The sequence below is a fragment of the Peptoniphilus duerdenii ATCC BAA-1640 genome (assembly GCF_000146345.1).
Classification (GTDB): Bacteria; Bacillota; Clostridia; order Tissierellales; family Peptoniphilaceae; genus Peptoniphilus_B; species Peptoniphilus_B duerdenii.
Genome location: NZ_GL397071.1, coordinates 414,149 through 433,766, shown reverse-complemented (window position 1 = coordinate 433,766; position 19,618 = coordinate 414,149). Strand labels below are relative to the sequence as shown.

The window sequence follows — 19,618 nt, the reverse complement described above, 5'->3', positions numbered from 1 at the left end:
GTGTATAATAAATCGAAACCAAGTAGGAGGTAGCGATGAAAAAGAACTTAGGCAGATTTTATTTGTTAATTGTAGCTATACTATGGGGCTCTTCCCTCACAGTAGTTAAAAGTGCTCAGGCAGTATTTAAACCAAACATGTTACTCGCATTTAGATTTTCAATAGCATGCATAATTCTTTCTATAATTTTTTATAAGAAAATAAAAAATATGACGAGAGAAGATTTAAAATCTGGAACGATTATAGGGATAGTTTTATTCTTGGCATATTCTGTTCAAACCATTGGAGTTGGATATACAGACCCTGGTAGATCAGCGTTTTTATCTGCATCATATTGTGTTATAGTTCCATTTATATCTTGGCTTGTCATTAAACATAAGCCTAATAGATTCCATGTCATCGCAGCAGTATTCTGTATTATAGGGATTTATTTTGTATCAGTTTTTGGAGAAAGTTCCAAATCGGTTGGAAATAATGCTATTCTAGGAGATGGACTCGCTTTGCTAAGCGGAGTTTTGTTTGCGTCCCATATAGTTGCCGTTACTAAATTCTCCGAAGGCCGTGACCCTATACTTATGACTATTATTCAATTCTTAGTAGCTGCGGTTTTGGCAGTGGTAATGAGTCTGTTGTTCGAAGATAATTTCCCTATTGTTTTCGAAAAAAGAGCAGCCTTAGAGTTAATATACTTATCGTTAATGTGTACAACTATAGCATTACTTCTACAAAACATAGGTCAATCCATCGTGGACGAATCGAGCTGTGCTCTGATTTTATCTTTGGAATCTGTATTTGGAATTTTAATTCCATATTGTTTGGGGATAGAAGGCATCAGCTTGTATTCATTGTTCGGGTTTATGATGATCTTTGCTTCCATTATAATATCTGAAACAAAACTTGAATTTTTAAAAAGATTAAGAATCTAAAAAAAGCAGGAGAGATCTAAACTTAAAGCAATTCCTCAATATTTGCATATTGAGAAATATGTCGCTTAGATCAAAACCTGCTTTTTATATTAGATTTATTTTAAAACTATACAGTATAATCGAAATTTTCTATCGACTTCTTTCTGTCGAGATCTTCCTCTGTTAAGAACTCCATCTTTTTAATACTATTAGCCTTTGCAACTAAAGAGGTTGGAAATGACACAATCTCTTGATTTAGTATGCTGATATTTCCATTTACGATTCTCTTTGCCGCCGCCAATTTTTCATTTTCATCGTCGATTTCATCTTGCAATCGTAGAAACTCTGCAGAAGATTTGAGCTCTGGATAGGCTTCTGCAAGGGCAAAGATTTCTTTAATCGCATCGTTTTGATTCTTAATTGCATCGTTTGATGATGAAATAGTGCCTTCCTGTCTAAGTTTTACAATGTTTGTAAATGCATCTGTCTCATGTTTGGCAAAAGATTTTGCCACCTTAATCATTTCGGAGATGGTGTCATACCGCTTTGCCAGTGCAATATCCAAATTCCTCTTGGACTCATCTATCTTTACTAGATATTTTTTGAGTCTGTTTGAAGCGGAAATAAAATTTGATATGCATACTAAAACCGCTACAATAGCTATCGTGTATAAGTATTTCATAAATCCTCCTCTAAAATTTTTCTACTATAACATCCATAAGTGCATAAAAATCCGAGAGTTTTTTTCTTATCTTTTCATACTCTCCTGAAAGGGAAATTTCATTTACTCCACCTGGAGTATATGGCAAGGAAAATAGAAGACTATTCGACTGAAAAGCTATGGATACATATTCTTCGTTCATGTAGATGGAAACATTCATTCTTTTCCCAATATCATTTAAAAGTTCAATAATCTTTGTATCCAAAATAAACTTGGCATTTAAATCATCTGTAGAAAAAATAGTGTATAAATCGTTGAATTCGATGGACTCAGTTTCCATTCTCTCTTCGCCATCTCTAATTTCTCCATAAGGTCTGTGGGAACCACCTTTACTAATCGGTGCCACTCTAATATGACCATTTATTCCCGTTTCTATAGGAGCAAAAAATACTTGTCCCATGAAGTCAGTCTCGTTTATTTCTCTTCCTTTTTTGTCTCTTCTATAATGATTTGCTTTTAAATTGCAGAACTCAGTCTTGTATTCGTCACCAAAAATTATGTGACAATTGGATTCATAAAATTCTGAATTTCTAACTAAGTTTTTAAGAATATATAGATCCATGGTTCCAAAATAATCTATCTCTGTACCTGGTAAGATCTCTTTTAACACCGGCTCTAAAAAATTATTTGCATATGTATTTCCAATATAAGATTTATTCGTCTGTGAATATTGGTACCAGTATTTATAGAGGAAAAAGCAGACTATTAGTCCATATATTTCAAAAAGATAGTATATAAAAAGCCCCGCTGCAAGAAGGATAAATCCAAGTATATAAGGTTTGCTCACCCGATCTTGTAGATCTCTTTTCACATCGTCAAGCCTCTTCTTGGTCTCCGGCAAATTTTCGATTCTTTTAATCTCTTCTATGATAGATGAATCCGAAAATCTCTCCCTGGATTTCATTTAAAAGGACCTCCTTTAATTTTAATAAATAATTTCAATATTATTTTATCAAAAAACTTTTTTAGAATATATATTTTTTTGAAATTATATATCAATTAAATAAAGGCTTATAAATTTAATAATTATATTTAATATAAAAAACACCGGAGAATATCACTCCGGTGTTTTTATATGCATATGTTTAATTAAAAACCAGAAATTATTTGGCTTTTTAAATTTATTTCGCTTTTATTTACCTGGTTCTATTGGTACTTCTTTTCCATTCATGCAAAACTTTCCATCTATTATTTCGTATTTGTCGCCTTCATATAGTTTGTACCAATAACAGTTTACAAATGAAAATCTCTTTTTTTCGATTTTTACTGGATAAGTTACCTCTTTATCAGACTCGTCATATGTGGATGCTGTTACAGTTTTTCCATCTTTGCTAAATTTAAAGAAGACCAATCCGATATTTTCCATTACTGAAGTTTCTAGATTTAACTCTCCTACAGCTCCAACGTATTTTATATCAGGTGCATCTGGGAATGGTTCTGTAAGTTTTTCTATATTAAGAGTTAATCCATTACAAGCATTTAAATATTTTCCTTCGAATTTGATGTCTCCTGCTTTTGTGTCTTTCTTTTGTTCTTTCTTTTGTTCCTTCTTTTCTTCTTTCTTTACTGGAACTTCCTTGTCAATTACGTCTTCTTTGAATTTTTTGGCATCATATTTTGACGTGTCGCCTATTAGGACTACTCTGTTTTCCTTGTCCCAACCTACTTCTGTGCCTAGTGATTCACTTATAAATCTAACTGGTATAAAGGTTCTTCCATTTACGATTTTTGCTGCTGCGTCTAGTTTTTCTTCTTTTACATTTTCGTCTTTGTCGTAAAGTTTTGCAATGTCTGAACCGATTATAAGTTCAACCTTTTTTATTTCTGTGCCTTCTTTTTTAGTAGTGATGACTACTTTCTTTTCTTCTTTGAACCAATCAACTATGCTGTCTAAGTTTTCTGAGATAAATCTGACTGGTACGAGTGTTCTTCCACTTTCGATAAATGGATCTGCATCTGTCTTTATGTATTCTCCATTTACTACAAGATATGTCTTTTGATTTGCGTATGTATTTAAGCTTAGTACTAATGCAAAGACACTTAGAATTACCATGATTTTGCTTATTTTTTTCATTTTATCACCTCTAAGTTTATCTTATTATTTTATGTCTTCCGTGTCAATATAGTATTGAAATAAATCAAAACAATAAAAAAGCGTAGTCACCTACGCTAAATTATTTTATGTCTGATTTTACTACAAGGACAGATATTTTAGATGTGTTGATTACTTTGTTTGATACGGAGCCTAGTAGTGTTCTTGAGAATGCTCCCAAGCCTCTATTGCCTACGATTATTAAGCTGCATCCTCTTTCTTCTGCCACGCTTACTATCTGTTCTGCGGCATTTCCCATTGTGTGGAAGAGTTCTACTTTGTATGGATAGTCTTTTAAGGTTTCTTCCGCTTCTTTAAGTACATATTCTGCTCTTTCCACATTTGCCTTGTCTATTTCCAAGGAATATGGAAAGTTGGTTGGATATTGTTCGAAGATGGATGTTTCGGATATTACTGTTAGGATTAAAAGTTCTGCTCCTAGTTTCTCGCCTATATCTTTTGCCACTTCTACTGATTTATTTGAACTCTTTGAGCCGTCTACTGGTACTAATATTTTCATACTCTACCTCCTAGTACATTTGTACCCAATTTTTTAACTTTAATTCAATGATGTGGTTATATAAAAAGAAGTGTCTCAACTGAAACACTTCTCTATTTTTTATACCATCTTTCTTGGGTCTACTATTTCGTCGAATTCTTTTTCTGTTAAATATCCAAGTTTTAATGTTGCTTCTTTTAATGTGGTTCCTTCTTTGTGGGCAAGCTTTGCAATTTCCGCTGCTTTTTCATAACCGATATGTGGGTTAAGTGCCGTTACTAGCATTAGTGATTTGTTTAGATTTTCTTCTATCTTTTCCATGTTTGGTTTTATTCCTACTGCGCAATTCTTGTTGAATGATATCATTGCATCTGATAGTAGTCTTGCTGATTGTAGGAAGTTATATGCTATTAGTGGAAGGAATACATTTAGTTCAAAATTTCCTTGTGATGCTGCAAATCCTATGGCTGCATCGTTACCCATTACTTGTACTGCTACCATGGTTAGTGCTTCTGCTTGGGTTGGGTTTACTTTTCCTGGCATGATTGATGAGCCTGGTTCGTTTGCTGGTATTATTAATTCTCCAATTCCGCATCTTGGTCCTGATGCTAGTAGTCTTACGTCGTTTGCTATTTTTAATAGGTCTGCCGCAAGAGCTTTCATAGCTCCGTGTACAAATACGATTTCGTCCCTACTGGTTAGGGCGTGGAATTTATTTTCTGCGGTTACGAATTTGTGTCCAGATTTTTTAGAGATTTCTTCTGCTACTTTAACTGCATAGTCCTTGTGGGTGTTAAGTCCTGTTCCTACTGCTGTTCCTCCAAGGGCGATTTCTCTAAGTGATTCTTTTGCTGTAGCTATAAAATCTCTAGATCTTTCTAAGGATTTTCTCCATCCGCTTATTTCTTGTCCAAGGGTTATAGGCACTGCGTCTTGTAGGTGAGTTCTTCCTGTCTTGACTATGTCCTTGTATTCTTCTTCTAATTTTTTAAATGTTTCTATAAGTGTGTCTACTGCAGGGATTACCTTGTCTTCAACCGCTATTAATGATGCGATATGAAGTGCTGTTGGGTATGTGTCGTTTGAACTTTGTGATTTGTTTACGTCGTCGTTTGGATGTAGAAGGTGTTCTTTTGCGATTTCGTTTCCTCTGTTGGCTACAACTTCATTTACGTTCATGTTGGATTGGGTTCCTGAACCTGTTTGCCATACTACAAGTGGGAAATGTTCTTCTAGTTTTCCTTCTAATATTTCGTCGCAAACTTCTGTTATAATTTCTTTTTTGTTGTCTGGTAGAAGTCCAAGGGCGTTATTTGCTACTGCTGCAGAGTATTTAAGAATTCCAAATGCCTTTATTATTTCCTTTGGCATTTTTTCGTCGCCGATTACAAAATTTTGGTGAGATCTTTGAGTTTGTGCTCCCCAGTACTTGTCTATTGGTACTTGAAGTTCCCCAAAGGTATCATGTTCTATTTTGTACTTCATATTCTAGCTACTCCATCTTTTCTAGCTGCTTCTGCTACTGCTTCTGCAACTTTCTTAGAAACGCTTAGATCAAATGCGTGTGGAAGTATATTGTCTTCGTCTAGAGTTTCAACTGCATCTGCAATTGCACGAGCTGCTGCAAGTTTCATGTTATCAGTGATTTTCTTTGCTCTTACATCAAGTGCTCCTCTGAATAGTCCTGGGAATACTGATACGTTGTTTACTTGGTTAGGGAAGTCTGATCTTCCTGTTCCAACTACTCTAGCTCCTGCACGTTTAGCTTCGTCTGGATAGATTTCTGGAACTGGGTTTGCCATAGCTAGTACTATTGCATCCTTGTTCATGTTTCTTACCATTTCTTCAGTTACGATTCCAGGTCCTGATACTCCGATGAAGATGTCTGCTCCGTTTAGTGCTTCTGCCATTCCACCTTCGATTTTATGTGGGTTACATTCTTTTAAGATGTTCTTTCTGTATTCGTCTTCGTAGTAGTCAGCTCCGATGATTCCCTTTCTTCCTACGAAGATAACGTCCTTTGCACCTTCAAGTACAAGTAGGTTTCTGATTGCCATACCTGCTGCTCCTGCACCAGACATTACTATTCTAACGTCTTCCATCTTCTTGCCTACAAGTTTAAGAGCATTTAAAACTCCTGCTAGAACTACGATTGCTGTTCCGTGTTGGTCATCGTGGAAAACTGGTATATCTAATTCTTCTGAAAGTCTATTTTCAATTTCAAAACATTTTGGTGCTGCAATATCTTCTAGGTTGATTCCACCAAATGTTGGTTCTAAGTACTTAACTGTTTTTATGATTTCTTCTGTGTCTTTTGTGTTTAAACAGATTGGGAAAGCGTCTACATCTCCAAAGTTTTTAAATAGGATTGATTTACCTTCCATAACTGGCATACCTGCTTGGCCGCCTATGTCTCCTAATCCTAGTACTGCTGTTCCATCTGTAACTACTGCTACAAAATTCCATTTTCTAGTTAGGTTGTATGCTTCTTCAGGGTTGTCCTTTATAGCTAAGCAAGCTTCTGCAACTCCTGGTGTATAAGCAAGTGCTAAATCTTCTGCAGTTTCTGTAGCTGCTCTAGATTTAATTTCTAATTTTCCTCTCCATTCTCTGTGGCATTTCATAGCTTTTTCTTTGTTATCCATTATTATCACCTCAGCTAACATTATAGCATAGTTTTTATGCAAATGTTTCTTATATATATTCTTTTTAAAAATTTTAAGTGTCGATATAAATTAGGTGAAATCTTGATTTGCTTGACTTAATATAAAAAAACCAATAAACTTATATTATTAAATTTAATTGGTGATACATTGAAAATAAAATTTAAATATTTTACGATTTTAATACTTCTTCTTTTCCTCGTTGGATGCAAGGGAAACTACTTAAAAGAAGCGAAGCTTTCCATGACTGAGAGGGTCTATTCCTTCTACACCTACGAAAGTACAGAGGATAAACTCCACAGCCTAGTGGAAAGTCTTGGCTACGACGATATAAATTTAAAACTTGTAGATAAAACTATGAAGATCTTTGGATCAAAGGAATACATCAACGAACACGATGCGGCAATCTTTGAGATTTCCACCATCATCATGTACCTAAATCCGCAGCTAGATGAGATCTTAATCTGCGAAGATGACGGAGATTCCTTCGCCCTATCCAGAAATGTTTTTGAAGAACTCTTCTATGAGTTCGACAGAATAAGCGCGAAAAATCTGGAGTCACTTTTTAGATCCATAAGTCTTACCAGTAGAGCAAAGATTGAACTTACTCTTGCAAAGTCAAAACTAAATTCTTCCTTTGAAAAGTACAAGTACTTGGAGGGTGACTGCGACTATTCTGCCCTTAGCTACAGCGTGGTGGGATTTATAAAGGAAAGCGGAATCTACAATTTCTATGTCTACTACAGATTTTCAAAATTTGATTTCACACCTTCTATATATGAAAAGAATCCTAGGGAGGCTCTCGTTAAGATCGGCATCAAATCCGACAGTCTTCTAAACTACGAAGAAGTTTCAAATGTTGTAATTTCAGAGAGGGACATGGAAAAGGAAATCACAAACACCACAGATTTAAACACAATCTCCAAGGAACTTACCAAGAAGAATCGAGATGCCGCTTACAAAGAATATAAGAGAATACATTCAAAAAATAATTAAACCTATGGTGCACTGCATCATAGGTTTTTATTTCTTCTTACATTTTTAAAAAATTTACTGATAAGTTTGCTGCATTCATCTCCGTAGATGGAATATTCCACCTTTACCTTGTGGTTAAAGCCTTCTCTATCTAAGATGTTTAGGTTTGATCCAGCAGCTCCCATGCGAGGACTCTTCGCCCCGATTATTAGTTTATCTATACGGAAGAGTATCATCGCTCCTGCACACATGGCACAGGGTTCAAGGGTTGTATACATCTTCGTCCCTTCCAAATGGTAGGTGCCAAGAGTTTTCGCAGCCATCTTTAAAGCGCGAAGTTCTGCATGCTCTGTGGCGTCGTTTAATGTTTCTTTTAAATTATATCCATAGCCTACCACCTTGCCATGTAAAACTACCACCGCTCCCACAGGAATCTCTCCCCTCCTATAGGATTTCTTCGCCAGGTGTAGGGCGAATTTCATGTACTTACTCGTATCTAAACTACTTCTTTCCAAGGTCTACCACCTCTTTTAGTACGTCTATTCCTCTCATCATCTTCTTTATATTTTTTACATCTAGAATAATTATCTTTTCTCTTTGAAGTTTCTCCTTCGATTCATCTGTCATAAGGGATGTATTTATAAATAGAACTGGGATTATGGTTTTGTAAATATTTGAAAACTCCCTTACCAATCTGTCTATTTCTTTTTGAGATAGAACTTCCACATCTTTGTACTTCTTCACCTCTACTGCAAACCTGCGTCTTCCTTTTTTGGCATAGAAATCGAATCCCATCTCAGTGTGGTCATAGGAATCGTTAAAGTCTTCCACCACATAGTCGCATCTCAGTAGAGCCTTCTTCGCAAGCTCTTCCTCAGTAACTTCTTCGTTTAAAATTCTAAGGGATTTTAAAAGATTCTTCGGATATATTTTAAAAATAGCGGTACATTCTTCGTCTGTGTACTTCGTAGTTTTAAAATCAAAACCTATTAGCATCCCCTCAACCAAGGTGAAATAGCCATGGGCAATCGCGTTTCTAATGTGCCTAAGGAGACTGTTGGTGGTGGATTCGTCCTTGTACTTCGTGATAATTATCTTTTGAAAGTTTGGATCCACTTCATTTTTATAAAAATCGACTACAGATTTTGGAATATAATCAAGCACTGCCACGTCTTCGTGACCAAGCTTCATATTCTTCTTCACCAGTTCGAAGGCAAACTCATCGAAGTCAAGAGACAGCGCCATATCATTCTTAGGTGACTGAATAGAGTCGATGTTTGGCACATACCAAAGGAGAGTTTCTACTATCGTATGCATCTCTTCCGTCATCTTAGGTGGATATTCTCTATGTAGAATCGAGTATTTAACTGGATTCTTTATTTTTTCAAACTTAAATCCTGTGAATGATAGATCTGGTAAACCCATGTTCCCTCCTTAAATTTAATTATAGCATATCAAAATTTAGATATCCTTTTCATTATTGATTTCATCGGGAATTTTTGCATTTTTTGAAATTTTTGATAAAATAAACATGGAGGATTTATGAGAAAGAGAAAACCCAATATGTTCCTTAGAAGATTGGTATCACTTACCATACTTGGAATCCTTATTATGATGATTCCTGCCATGCTTCTAAACAATGGAACAGACACTATTGAAATCAAAGAAAATTACATAGAATCCACCAAGCCTTTGGCAATCAGTGTAGCGAAGAAATACGGTCTCTTCCCGTCGGTTACCTTAGCCCAGTCGGCGCTGGAGAGTAACTTCGGAAGGAGCGAATTGTCTACTTCATACAACAATTACTTTGGAATAAAAGCCAAAAGCGGTGGAGTTGAAATGGAGACGAAGGAGTACGAAAACGGGGTGGAGAAGTCCGTCCTTGAGCCTTTTAAAAAATATGATTCGAAGAAGGCGAGTTTCAAAGATTACGGCAAGCTTATATCTACTGCTGCTCGTTATGAAAAGGTAAGAGATGCCAAGGACTACAAAGAGGCGATCACCCTTATACAGTCCTGCGGCTATGCTACGGACCCTAACTACGCAAAAAAGGTCATCGATATTATTGAAAAATATAATTTGATGGAGCTTGATAATGAATAGAAATCTTGGTTTCAAAGTAAGAATTATGCTCCTTATGGTTGCAAGTGGAATTTCAAACGCCTACTGTGTTATGAATTTCAAAACGCCTGTAACTCACCACACTGGCAATGCCACAGCCATTGCACTTTCCATAAGCGACAGTAAGAGGCTCATCTTTCTTCTTGCCATCTTTGGACTATTTTTTCTAGGCTCTGTTGTGGGAACATATATTACCTATGAGGAGAATTTCCGCCGAGGCTTTCTATGTTTGGCGGTCCTTGCCATAATTTCTACCTTAATAGGAGAATACGCAGTGTACCTGCTTACATTTATTTTTGGATTTCAAAATTCCCTTTTTTTAAAGTACGAAGGTGCCCTTATAAGGAGCACACATATTACTGGATACTTGACAGATAGCGCCACCATCATAGGCAAGTACTTAAGAACCAAGGATAGCTCCAGACTTCATGTGAGCATATTTTTTCTAATATCTATTGGATTTTTTATTCTAGGTGGTATATTATATTTTTATGTAAAAAGTTTTAGCCAAATTTTGGTAGCATTAATCTACCTTATCTTGGCTTGTATATGGAGGTAATTATGGTAGTTTGTGAACTAACACTAGTTCCAATAGGAACAGAAACCACATCAGTTTCAAAATATGTTGCAGGTGCTTTAGATAGCATAGCAGACATGAAAAATATTACATTTGCACTTAACCCAATGGGAACAGTTATAGAAGCTCCCGATTTAGATACTATGTACGAAGCTATAAAAAGGATGCAAGAATCCGTATTTCTAAATGGAGCAAACAGAGTCTACTCTGTTGTTAAGATCGATGACAGACGCGACAAAGAAAGATCCTTTATGGAAAAGATAGACTCAGTAGAAAGTAAAAGGAAGAAATGAGAAGATTTACAAGTCTAATCCTTGCATTAGTCATTTTATTTTCTCCTAGCGTCTCTTTTGCAACGGAGAATGCTTCGCAGAAAGAAACAGAAGCCTCAGAGCCTCAGGAGATTAGAAACCAAAACATCTTCGTACCAACTTCTCACGGAGTGGATAGGGCAACCTACGAAGAAGCACTTCTAGTAGCTGAGCTAGAAAAAAAATCTACCAACGAACTTGCAAAGACCTTTCTAATCGGAGACTATGCAACGGGAGAAATCTTAGAATTTAACGATATAGATGAAGTGGTAGCCATGGCTTCAACTTCTAAACTCGTGTCCGTATATGTTGTCCTAGACCAAATCAAAGCAGGCAAGTTAAAACTAGACGACATGGTGACAATTCCCCATGAAGCAGAAGTCTTACCAGGTTCATCCTACAAAATAAAAGAGGGAGATACGAAGACTGTAAAAGAACTTCTAACAGCGGCGCTAGTTATATCTGGAAATGACGCCATCACCTCCCTTGCAATAAAGGTAGCAGGATCTACCCAAGCTTTCGTAGACATGATGAATAAGAAGTGTAAAGACCTAGGTCTTACAAACGCCCACATGATAAATCCAACAGGGCTAACAGACTATTCAATAGAAGATTATAATAAGATGACCACAAGAGAGATGTTTCTCCTTGCTAGATATATAATGAAGGAACATCCAGAAATATTAGAATATACAAAGATGCCTTCCATCGTTGAAGCAGATAGAGAGTTTACAGCTTACTCAACCAACCCCATCTTAGGAGTAATTCCAGAAATCCAAGGACTTAAAACGGGATACACTGGTGCGGCAGGAAGATGTCTTATAGCAACGGAACTAAAACCAGGAGATGGCAAGACCACCAAGGATCTAAGGCTTATCACCATCACCACCGGATCGAAATCCGATTGGTCAAGGTATGTGGTTTCGAAAAGAGTCGCAAATATTGCTCTAACCAAGTATGAAAATAGAATTCTCGGAAACACTACTTCTCCTGTTACGACTATCGAAGCAGAAAATTCTCAAGAACCAAACTACAATGTGTATCAAGAATCGGAAATAGCTTCTCTAGTACATCCAGAATCAAAGGTAGAAAGCGAAATTCATCTCAATGAAATCGCAGCCCCTCTACCTAAGGACACTGTGGTGGGTTCAATCACCTACAAAGTAGATGGCAAAGAAGTTGGAGAATCAAAATTAATAATCAAAGAAGATATTCGCGAAAGGGGAATAATCAACAAGATTATGTCCATTTACAGAGAAATCTTCAAAAATATCGATAAAGATGCAGCATAAAAAATCCTTCAATCTAAGAAATAACTTTGATTGAAGGATTATTTTTTTGTATTTTCATTTTGAAGAAATTCCGATTATTTTATAATATCAAACTCGCGAATTTAATAAATTAATTTTTCTTTTTATTTAACAGATCTTCTATAAATTCAATGGCAAAACTTTCATTTACCACATATCTTTCGAAACCTTCAAGCTTATCTTCAAACTGTTCTTCAAGTTCTCTGTAGCCTTCTTCCCTAAAGTCGTAGTGGTACTCCTTGAGATTCTTGTCAATTACCACGATTATAGGTTTATTTTCATAGATATCGTAGAACATTCTTATGATTTCCATATTTTCTCTCTCGTTAATCTGAAGAATGAGAAGTGATTTATAGAGTTCCATGATTCTGTCGTCGTAGCCACCCTTGAAAATTAATATTTTTTCTCTAAGTTCAACTAAGTCCACCACCACTCTCACCCTCGGAGGGTCAATCTTCATAAGCTCTTGAAATTTTTTGAAATCATTATTATAAAATTCGTCCAGAGTTTTGATTTCTTCCTCTACATTGCTCGGGTCTGTTAGGTAGATCATCGTACCTTCCTGCTCCATATGGTAGAGCATGTCGTAGATTACCTTTACCTTTTCGCCGCAGTGTGGACATGTGTACTCAAATACATCGTAGTTTAGTACCTTCAGCTCCATCTCCGGATCTACTCTCGTGTTTATACTGGTGTAGATTTCTACATCAAATGGCTCTTTACAATGTCCGCATATCGCTTTTTCAGTTAATTTTTCTGTCATTTGCCACCTCTATAAGCATCTTTTCAATCCTCTTCGCAAGATTTGCCCAGGATTTTCCATCGATTATATCCATGATTTCTTTGCCGATTTCTTCCTTCTTCTCAACCTTTTTTAGTTGGATTTCTATATTTTTCGCTAGCCTTTCCACATAGGCAGGCACTTCTTCTTCGCAAGGGTTGTCCAAATCGTAGATGGTTGGAAGTTCTGTGTAGAGAATGAGTCCAGATTCGTTTACCTTGTCACCAAGTTCTGCCCTCAAGCCTTCGATCTCAGATGTCACTGCGTAAAGTCCTGTCGCCATAGCCTCAATTGCAATAAGTCCCAATGCTTCGTAGTAGGAAGGTAGGACAAATACATCGCACTTCTTCAAATGTTTCGCCATGGTCACCTGATCCTCAGCGTCATAGACCTTGAAACCTTCCATATTTTGTGCAAGATCGTAGAGTCTTCTCTTTTCTTCATCAGAAGTTGCGCCGATGATATGGTACTCTAGATTATCTATATTTTTCTTAACTAGAGGAAAACTTCTAGCGAGTTCATAAACACCCTTGGACCTTGAAAGTTTGCCCGCGTAGCAAACCCTGAGGATGCCGTCGTCTAACTTTTCATAATTTCTGTTGAAGATGTTTTGGTTAAATCCACCGCCGACAAGCTTTATTTTGTCCCTGTCGTAGGAGAAAATTTCATGTATCTTTTCCGATTCATTTGGAGAAACGGTGAAAATTATGTCGAGATCCTTGATACTTTCGCATCTTTCTAAAAATCTTGGAAATCTTTCAAGTTGTCTAAGGTCGGTTCCGTGACAGAATGCAACCACTGGAGTGTCCTTAAACACTTCTCTAACCATTGATGATAGGAAGAAGAGATGGTGGGTTATTACAAGGTCCACTCCTTCAGTATCTCTAATCTTTTCCAAAACTTCTCTAAATACTCTAAGTTCTAGGTCGATCATGTCCTCTGTCATTTCCGAATATACGGTGTTTTTATAGGGCATGACGTCGCTCATCCCAGCGATTGGAAATGGAATCTTCTCAGATTTAAATTCCACCGGATAGTGCTTGCCTTCCACATCCACAGAGTATGGTGCCTGCACACCATAGAGCAGAATATTTTCGTGGCCTTGGGCATTTAATTCTTCAACCAAGTTTGAAAAATATACTCCACTTCCCGTCTTCATCGGTAGCTGAGCCAAAACATTTAAAATCTTCATAGTTTCTCCTTCTTTATATCAATATTTATCTCATCATCTATCTTTAAATCCTCTGCGTTCATTGTAATTGCTGTTAAAATTCCAAATTTTGTATCCAAAATAACTTCTGTAAATGAACCTTTGAAGATAATATTTTTTATCTTTGCCTTGGTGCTTCCAGAGTTAAGTGTGATGTCTTCGGGTCTTGCGTATCCTCCATCGAAAGTATTTGAACTACCTATAAAGTCGAGGACAAATTCATTTGCCGGATGCTCGTAGATCTCCTTCGCCTTACCAACCTGCATGATCTCTCCTTCATTTAGAAGAATGATCTTATCTGCAATTTCGAAGGCTTCTTCCTGGTTGTGGGTTACGAAGATGGTGGTGATGTCGAACTTCTTTTGAAAGTCTCTAATCTCCTGCCTCATAGATTTTTGAAGCTTCGCATCTAGACTTGAAAGAGGCTCGTCAAGTAGGAGTAGCTCCGGTCCAACTATCATGGATCTTCCAAGGGCAACCCTCTGTCTTTGGCCTCCAGAGAGTTCGTTAATCATCCTCTTGCCTAAACCTTCGAGGCCGAGGGTCTTAAGCATCTCTTCTGCCATTTCGTTTCTCTTACTTTTCGGAGTGCCGTTAAATTTAAGGCCGTACTTTATATTTTCAAGGACATTCATGTGAGGAAATAGTCCCAATGATTGAAACACCGTTGCCACACCACGTTTTTCCGGCGGAGTGTGGGTGATGTCCTTTCCATTTAAAATAATATTTCCGTGAACTTCTATGAATCCTCCGATGCTTTTTAAAATGGTAGACTTCCCACAGCCGGAAGGTCCGAGTAAACATAGGAGCTCTCCCTTTTCCAAGGAGAAATTTATATCTCTTATGGCATAGAAGTCGCCGTATTTTTTCGTTAAATTTTTTATTTCAAGAAACATTTTTTCCTCCAAAGAACATGTATCCGAGAGCATTTATAGCTAGACATATAAGTATGATTATAAGAGCGATCACCGATCCAATATTGTATTTTCCCGATTGAATTACATCAAACATAACAAGGGTTAGGACCTTTCTTCCAGGATAGACTAGAAAAATTATGGAGCCGATGGTGGTCATGGTGGTGGTAAATCCATTGATAAATGAAACCTTTAGCCCTTCCTTGCTAAGAGGTAGTACCACGTCGTAGAGGGCGTTCATATTATTTCCTCCCAGGGATTTAACCGAGTCCAAGGTCTCCCTGTCAATGGATTCCATTTGGCTGCTGCCGACTCTTGCAGAGAATGGAAGCTGTTTAAATACCACGTTTAACACTACCACCGCCGCTGTTCCCGTGATGGCTATCGGCGGATTCTTAAAAAATAGTAGGTATCCAAGACCAAAAAAGGTGCCGGGAATTATATATGGAAGGTTGGCGATAAAATCCACCGCCTTCATAGCTTTTAATTTTCTAATTTGTAAATAATATCCTATTAAAAGACCTATTATTGAGCCGCCTACCGCAGAGATCAAACTGTATACTATACTTCTTATCATCGCACCGGTGATATATGGTTTCGTATCGATTAAATTTTGTAGAGTAAATGTAAGAGAGCCGTCCTTCATGCGGGTAAATGCGGAAAATATTATGGTTACATATAGGACCGTAAGGGCAGAGATCAAAAGTAGCGAAATAACAGAAAAAATATAGTAGATAATTCCATTTCTCTTTATTTCCAACTCAACCCTGTCAAATCCAGAAGTTTCCGCCATTGCGCTTAGATTGTTTTGGTAAAAAATGAAGATTAAGATCGACGGAATAAGTATCAAAATATTCATAGCAGAAGCCTTGGCAAGATTTCCTTCAGCAATTACTGCAAAGTAGGATTCCAGCGCGAGGACATTGAACTTCCCACCGATGATGGCAGGCGTTCCGAAGTCTGCTATGGCTCTAAAGAATGAAAGAAGTATGACCGCCTTTAGACCAGCCTTTGCCTTTGGAAAGATAATATCCACTATAATATTGTCCGTCTTTGCCCCGAGGTTTCTCGCAGAATTTATGATATCAGGACTAAGAGTCTTTAGAAATCCGTAGATAAGTAGCACGTTTAATGAAAGGTGGGAGATGGTCTGCATAACTGCGATTCCCCACATTCCGTATACATTTAGTGAAAGTCCAAGAAGTCCATAGGTTATAAATCCCCTCCTGCCAAATAGATTGATATAGGAAAGAGAAGTTACGAATGGCGGACTTATAAGCGTTATAAATAAAATTGCAAGAAGGATGCTCCTCCTTCTCTTCGGTGAAAGGTAGAGATAGATTGAAACGATTAGGCTTGCTGCAGAAGAAAGAATGGTGGACACAACACCTAAAACCAGTGTGTTCTTTATAAGGATTCTTCTCTTCGTAAGGAGATATGTAAAGTTTTCAAGGGAGAGCCTTCCATCGACGAAGAAACTCTCTTTGAAAACAAAAATAAAAGGAAGTAGTATGAAGAGAATGGTCATAGCAAATAAACTCCCAATTATTAAATAGTCGATTATCTTACCAATATTTATTCTCTTCATAGCACTCCCCTAAAAATTATTTTAATTATTGTTCAGCTTTGTCCCTAGCTATTTCTTTGAATTTGTTAAGCACTTCTTCTCTCATGCTACCAAAAGTAGTTAGATCTTCTTTGATAAGCTTGTCCTTTGGAAGGCCAAGTGAAAGTCCTTCAACTCCTGGCACTACAATTTGAGCGCTGTCTTTTCCATCTACTTCTGCTATTATAGCTTGAGCTTCTGGAGTTAACATAAAGTCAACGAAAGCCTTCGCAACATCTACGTTTTCAGAATCTTTAAAAATTGCAACTCCTTCTGGAACCCATGGAATCATATCAGGGTACACAACAGTAAGACCATTGTCTTTTGCAACTTCAAAAGCGCCATTGTCAACAGGGATGATTCCTATAGCAAATTCACCTTGAACAGTCTTTTCTTGAGGATCTTTACCTCTCTTAGAATAGAATTCAATGTTTTCGTTAAGAGCCTTTAGGTATTCCCATCCAGCTTCTTCTCCCTTAGCGTCAAGAAGACCTTTTACAACAGCGTAGTTAGTTCCTGAAACAGCAGGGTTTGACATGATAACTAGACCTTTGTATTCTGGTTTAGCAAGATCGTCCCAAGTCATAGGGAGATCAAGACCTTTTTCTTCAAGAATCTTGTTGTTTACTAAGAAACCTGCAACGGTAAGACCTTTTGCAATCCATGCTCCGTTTTCATCCTTGTAAGCAGGATCAACTTCTTTTGAGTTGTCACTTACATAGTGTTCTAGAAGTCCGTCAGCATCAGCTGCTAAAAATGCGTCAAGTCCACCACCGAACCATAAATCAGCCATAGGTTTTCCTTCAGCCTTAGTTCTAGAAATAACTTCTCCAGAACTCATAGAAAGGAATTCAACCTTAGCACCAGTTTGTTCAGTGAACTTGTCGAAAAGTCCAACATACTTGTCTGAAGTAGCAACAACATTTAAAGTCTTGCCTTCAAAAGCCTTAGCTTCAGTCTTAGTTTCGTTTTTTGCGTTACTTGCTGGCGCATCATCTTTTTTACCACAAGCTGTTAAAACAGCAGTAAACATAAGAATGATTGCCATTATTTTAGATATTTTTTTCATAATCTACCTCCGTTTTCTAGTATAACATATTTTGACAAATATATAAATTTATAATATTTTTGTGTAAGTTATCGCATTTTCTTAAATAGTATTTAGAAAAATATAAAAAATTAACCGAAATTGGATGTTTTTTATTTTTGAATGTAACCATAATTACTAAATCATTTAATTGGGTAAATGTAATTTGAAAGGAGTTATTATGACAAAAGTTTCAATTTTAAATTTAATACCAAAATTCAAAGACGAAAGTCAAATGGATGCCGTGGGTAGAGCAGTTTCTTTGGCACAATTTGCCGACGATCATGATTTTTCAAGGTACTGGATTGCCGAACACCACAACAGTCCCGCAGTTTTGGGCGCTGCCACAGATTTAATGATTGGCCACATTTTAAATAATACAAAGAGAATAACAGTTGGGGCTGGCGGAGTAATGCTCCCAAACCACACGCCATTTCAAGTAGTTGAAAGGTATGCGACCCTTAATATTCTCCATCCTGGCAGGGTTGACATAGGTATCGGACGTGCACCAGGCACAGATATGCAAACGGCAAAATTAATTTATAGAAATATTTATAGAAAAGAAGATTTTAAAAATGCAATTAAAGAAATGCAAATGTACATGTCTGATGAGGCATGGGAATTAGATGTCGCACCATTCCCAGGAGCTGGATCAAAAATTCCACTAACCATACTCGGCTCATCTGAAACATCCGCTCACATAGCAGCAGAACTCGGTCTTCCATATTCTTTTGCCGGACACTTCGCACCGAATACCATCGGATATGCCCTTGGCATTTATAGAAATGAATTCAAACCTTCCAAGTATCTGGATAAACCATATGTAATGCTTGGAACTTCCGTTAACATTACAAAGACCAAGGAAGAAGCGGAAGTCTTGAAGAAACACGCAGAAAATATATCCCTACAATTTATTAGAAAAGAACGCAAGGAATTTATGAAACTAGATCCTGACAACGAGCCTGAACTAACCTCTATGGAAAAATTTATCCTTAGAACATCAAAAGGTCTAACCATTGAAGGCGACATTGATGAAGCCGCCAAAACTTGGAAGCACATCAAGGAAGAGTACAAGCCAGACGAACTAATCGGCGCATCCTATATACCAGAAACAGATGTCCTTATAGATAATTACAAATACTTTGAAGACATAGTTTTAAACGGATAATATTAAATAATTTATGCACGCAAGAGCGTGCATTTTTTTGCACTTAGATTATATATTAGAGATTTTTTTGTTATGACTTATTTGCATAGTCTATGTCTTTGGAGGATACCTACATGAAAAACCCAAAGGAAGACAGTCAACCTGAGAGAGGACGGCTTTGCCGTCGTAGTCGGCAGTCAAGTTCAACAAATCAGCCTTCACTTCGCTTGTCTTCTTTGGAACTATGCACAAGACCTGCTACGAAACAGGAGATTTCGGCTAGGTCTTTGATGAATCTCTTAAAAAAACCTAAGGAATACAGTCACCCTGAGCGAAAGAGCCGAAGGCTCTGGAGTCGAATGGGTATAACCATGGTGAGGTCAAACATTGATGATTTTTACTTGCCAAGATTTGACCCTCGGATGTTATACCCGTTCGACTCACTTCGTTCGCTCAGGGTGACTGCAGTTGGGAGATTTTTGTAAAAAATAGTTGCAAAGGCTAGGTTAAATAGAGGTCAGATCCTTCGGCTGTGGAACCTGGAAGGTTCCGCTACGGTGATAAATAGTAATTAAATTTGTCGTACAGCTTCGCCTGATTTTTCTTTATTCTATACAAAATTAAAAGTCCACGTACGGATTTAACACCATTTAAATTCCTGAGAATATAATCTTTAAACTTTGCTACTGCCAACCTATG

The 19,618-nt window shown here is 37.1% G+C and carries 20 protein-coding genes; 7 read left to right on the top strand and 13 right to left on the bottom strand.

The genetic code is table 11. The features are described from left to right. Positions 1–35 precede the first annotated feature (35 nt). Positions 36–926, top strand: coding sequence for a DMT family transporter (locus tag HMPREF9225_RS01945; RefSeq protein WP_008901254.1), 891 nt, complete (start codon positions 36–38; stop codon positions 924–926). 106 nt (positions 927–1,032) lie between these two features. Here HMPREF9225_RS01945 and HMPREF9225_RS01940 read toward each other — a convergent pair whose 3' ends face one another. The 6 genes from HMPREF9225_RS01940 to HMPREF9225_RS01915 form a co-directional block, all read right to left on the bottom strand. Next, positions 1,033–1,587, bottom strand: a complete 555-nt coding sequence (locus HMPREF9225_RS01940; RefSeq protein WP_008901253.1) for a LemA family protein — start codon at positions 1,585–1,587, stop codon at positions 1,033–1,035. 10 nt (positions 1,588–1,597) lie between these two features. Further along, the gene (locus tag HMPREF9225_RS01935; protein ID WP_008901252.1) at positions 1,598–2,530 is read right to left on the bottom strand and encodes a DUF3137 domain-containing protein; all 933 of its coding nucleotides are present in this window, start codon (positions 2,528–2,530) and stop codon (positions 1,598–1,600) included. Between the two features lie 228 nt (positions 2,531–2,758). After that, complete coding sequence (locus tag HMPREF9225_RS09735; RefSeq protein WP_008901251.1) at positions 2,759–3,700, bottom strand: copper amine oxidase N-terminal domain-containing protein; 942 nt, start codon at positions 3,698–3,700, stop codon at positions 2,759–2,761. 100 nt (positions 3,701–3,800) lie between these two features. Continuing rightward, on the bottom strand, positions 3,801–4,238 hold the full coding sequence (locus tag HMPREF9225_RS01925; protein ID WP_008901250.1) for a universal stress protein: 438 nt from the start codon (positions 4,236–4,238) through the stop codon (positions 3,801–3,803). A gap of 99 nt (positions 4,239–4,337) precedes the next feature. Continuing rightward, positions 4,338–5,702 carry a class II fumarate hydratase gene (fumC, locus tag HMPREF9225_RS01920; RefSeq protein ID WP_008901249.1) on the bottom strand — a complete coding sequence of 455 codons (1,365 nt, stop codon included), beginning with the start codon at positions 5,700–5,702 and terminating at the stop codon, positions 4,338–4,340. Next, on the bottom strand, positions 5,699–6,862 hold the full coding sequence (locus HMPREF9225_RS01915; RefSeq protein WP_040551264.1) for an NAD(P)-dependent malic enzyme: 1,164 nt from the start codon (positions 6,860–6,862) through the stop codon (positions 5,699–5,701). The genes fumC and HMPREF9225_RS01915 overlap by 4 nt, the downstream gene beginning before the upstream one ends. A gap of 168 nt (positions 6,863–7,030) precedes the next feature. Between HMPREF9225_RS01915 and HMPREF9225_RS01910 the strand changes: the two genes are divergently transcribed. After that, positions 7,031–7,876, top strand: coding sequence for a hypothetical protein (locus HMPREF9225_RS01910; RefSeq protein ID WP_008901247.1), 846 nt, complete (start codon positions 7,031–7,033; stop codon positions 7,874–7,876). 17 nt (positions 7,877–7,893) lie between these two features. On the opposite strand, the gene tadA is transcribed toward HMPREF9225_RS01910, so the two are convergent. Both tadA and HMPREF9225_RS01900 read right to left on the bottom strand, forming a co-directional pair. Continuing rightward, positions 7,894–8,370, bottom strand: a complete 477-nt coding sequence (tadA, locus tag HMPREF9225_RS01905; RefSeq protein WP_245526532.1) for a tRNA adenosine(34) deaminase TadA — start codon at positions 8,368–8,370, stop codon at positions 7,894–7,896. Beyond that, the gene (locus HMPREF9225_RS01900; RefSeq protein WP_008901245.1) at positions 8,357–9,280 is read right to left on the bottom strand and encodes a restriction endonuclease; all 924 of its coding nucleotides are present in this window, start codon (positions 9,278–9,280) and stop codon (positions 8,357–8,359) included. Before HMPREF9225_RS01900 ends, tadA begins: the two co-directional genes overlap by 14 nt. A gap of 117 nt (positions 9,281–9,397) precedes the next feature. Between HMPREF9225_RS01900 and HMPREF9225_RS01895 the strand changes: the two genes are divergently transcribed. Genes HMPREF9225_RS01895 through HMPREF9225_RS01880 form a run of 4 tightly spaced genes read left to right on the top strand, consistent with a single transcriptional unit; the run spans position 9,398 to position 12,156 of the window. Next, positions 9,398–9,958, top strand: a complete 561-nt coding sequence (locus tag HMPREF9225_RS01895; RefSeq protein ID WP_008901244.1) for a glycoside hydrolase family 73 protein — start codon at positions 9,398–9,400, stop codon at positions 9,956–9,958. Beyond that, positions 9,951–10,535, top strand: a complete 585-nt coding sequence (locus HMPREF9225_RS09730; protein ID WP_008901243.1) for a YoaK family protein — start codon at positions 9,951–9,953, stop codon at positions 10,533–10,535. The genes HMPREF9225_RS01895 and HMPREF9225_RS09730 overlap by 8 nt, the downstream gene beginning before the upstream one ends. 2 nt (positions 10,536–10,537) lie before the next feature. Then, the gene (locus HMPREF9225_RS01885; protein ID WP_023060258.1) at positions 10,538–10,846 is read left to right on the top strand and encodes an MTH1187 family thiamine-binding protein; all 309 of its coding nucleotides are present in this window, start codon (positions 10,538–10,540) and stop codon (positions 10,844–10,846) included. Continuing rightward, positions 10,843–12,156 (top strand): D-alanyl-D-alanine carboxypeptidase family protein, encoded by a 1,314-nt coding sequence (locus HMPREF9225_RS01880; protein ID WP_008901241.1) that lies wholly within the window; start codon positions 10,843–10,845, stop codon positions 12,154–12,156. The genes HMPREF9225_RS01885 and HMPREF9225_RS01880 overlap by 4 nt, the downstream gene beginning before the upstream one ends. A gap of 109 nt (positions 12,157–12,265) precedes the next feature. On the opposite strand, the gene HMPREF9225_RS01875 is transcribed toward HMPREF9225_RS01880, so the two are convergent. Genes HMPREF9225_RS01875 through HMPREF9225_RS01855 form a run of 5 tightly spaced genes read right to left on the bottom strand, consistent with a single transcriptional unit; the run spans position 12,266 to position 17,754 of the window. Further along, positions 12,266–12,937, bottom strand: a complete 672-nt coding sequence (locus tag HMPREF9225_RS01875) for a CpXC domain-containing protein (RefSeq protein WP_008901240.1) — start codon at positions 12,935–12,937, stop codon at positions 12,266–12,268. After that, positions 12,918–14,147, bottom strand: coding sequence for a glycosyltransferase family 4 protein (locus HMPREF9225_RS01870; protein ID WP_008901239.1), 1,230 nt, complete (start codon positions 14,145–14,147; stop codon positions 12,918–12,920). The genes HMPREF9225_RS01875 and HMPREF9225_RS01870 overlap by 20 nt, the downstream gene beginning before the upstream one ends. Continuing rightward, complete coding sequence (locus HMPREF9225_RS01865; protein ID WP_008901238.1) at positions 14,144–15,061, bottom strand: ABC transporter ATP-binding protein; 918 nt, start codon at positions 15,059–15,061, stop codon at positions 14,144–14,146. The genes HMPREF9225_RS01870 and HMPREF9225_RS01865 overlap by 4 nt, the downstream gene beginning before the upstream one ends. After that, positions 15,051–16,667, bottom strand: coding sequence for an ABC transporter permease (locus tag HMPREF9225_RS01860; protein WP_008901237.1), 1,617 nt, complete (start codon positions 16,665–16,667; stop codon positions 15,051–15,053). The genes HMPREF9225_RS01865 and HMPREF9225_RS01860 overlap by 11 nt, the downstream gene beginning before the upstream one ends. A 25-nt stretch (positions 16,668–16,692) precedes the next feature. Beyond that, positions 16,693–17,754 carry an ABC transporter substrate-binding protein gene (locus HMPREF9225_RS01855; protein ID WP_008901236.1) on the bottom strand — a complete coding sequence of 354 codons (1,062 nt, stop codon included), beginning with the start codon at positions 17,752–17,754 and terminating at the stop codon, positions 16,693–16,695. 199 nt (positions 17,755–17,953) lie between these two features. Between HMPREF9225_RS01855 and HMPREF9225_RS01850 the strand changes: the two genes are divergently transcribed. Then, positions 17,954–18,940 carry an MsnO8 family LLM class oxidoreductase gene (locus HMPREF9225_RS01850; protein WP_008901235.1) on the top strand — a complete coding sequence of 329 codons (987 nt, stop codon included), beginning with the start codon at positions 17,954–17,956 and terminating at the stop codon, positions 18,938–18,940. Positions 18,941–19,618 lie beyond the last annotated feature (678 nt).

Coding starts and splice junctions, on each gene's coding strand:
- HMPREF9225_RS01945 (WP_008901254.1), top strand. CDS start 36: ATGAAAAAGAACTTAGGCAGATTTTATTTGTTAATTGTAGCTATACTA.
- HMPREF9225_RS01940 (WP_008901253.1), bottom strand. CDS start 1,587: ATGAAATACTTATACACGATAGCTATTGTAGCGGTTTTAGTATGCATA.
- HMPREF9225_RS01935 (WP_008901252.1), bottom strand. CDS start 2,530: ATGAAATCCAGGGAGAGATTTTCGGATTCATCTATCATAGAAGAGATT.
- HMPREF9225_RS09735 (WP_008901251.1), bottom strand. CDS start 3,700: ATGAAAAAAATAAGCAAAATCATGGTAATTCTAAGTGTCTTTGCATTA.
- HMPREF9225_RS01925 (WP_008901250.1), bottom strand. CDS start 4,238: ATGAAAATATTAGTACCAGTAGACGGCTCAAAGAGTTCAAATAAATCA.
- fumC (WP_008901249.1), bottom strand. CDS start 5,702: ATGAAGTACAAAATAGAACATGATACCTTTGGGGAACTTCAAGTACCA.
- HMPREF9225_RS01915 (WP_040551264.1), bottom strand. CDS start 6,862: ATGGATAACAAAGAAAAAGCTATGAAATGCCACAGAGAATGGAGAGGA.
- HMPREF9225_RS01900 (WP_008901245.1), bottom strand. CDS start 9,280: ATGGGTTTACCAGATCTATCATTCACAGGATTTAAGTTTGAAAAAATA.
- HMPREF9225_RS01895 (WP_008901244.1), top strand. CDS start 9,398: ATGAGAAAGAGAAAACCCAATATGTTCCTTAGAAGATTGGTATCACTT.
- HMPREF9225_RS09730 (WP_008901243.1), top strand. CDS start 9,951: ATGAATAGAAATCTTGGTTTCAAAGTAAGAATTATGCTCCTTATGGTT.
- HMPREF9225_RS01885 (WP_023060258.1), top strand. CDS start 10,538: ATGGTAGTTTGTGAACTAACACTAGTTCCAATAGGAACAGAAACCACA.
- HMPREF9225_RS01880 (WP_008901241.1), top strand. CDS start 10,843: ATGAGAAGATTTACAAGTCTAATCCTTGCATTAGTCATTTTATTTTCT.
- HMPREF9225_RS01875 (WP_008901240.1), bottom strand. CDS start 12,937: ATGACAGAAAAATTAACTGAAAAAGCGATATGCGGACATTGTAAAGAG.
- HMPREF9225_RS01870 (WP_008901239.1), bottom strand. CDS start 14,147: ATGAAGATTTTAAATGTTTTGGCTCAGCTACCGATGAAGACGGGAAGT.
- HMPREF9225_RS01865 (WP_008901238.1), bottom strand. CDS start 15,061: ATGTTTCTTGAAATAAAAAATTTAACGAAAAAATACGGCGACTTCTAT.
- HMPREF9225_RS01860 (WP_008901237.1), bottom strand. CDS start 16,667: ATGAAGAGAATAAATATTGGTAAGATAATCGACTATTTAATAATTGGG.
- HMPREF9225_RS01855 (WP_008901236.1), bottom strand. CDS start 17,754: ATGAAAAAAATATCTAAAATAATGGCAATCATTCTTATGTTTACTGCT.
- HMPREF9225_RS01850 (WP_008901235.1), top strand. CDS start 17,954: ATGACAAAAGTTTCAATTTTAAATTTAATACCAAAATTCAAAGACGAA.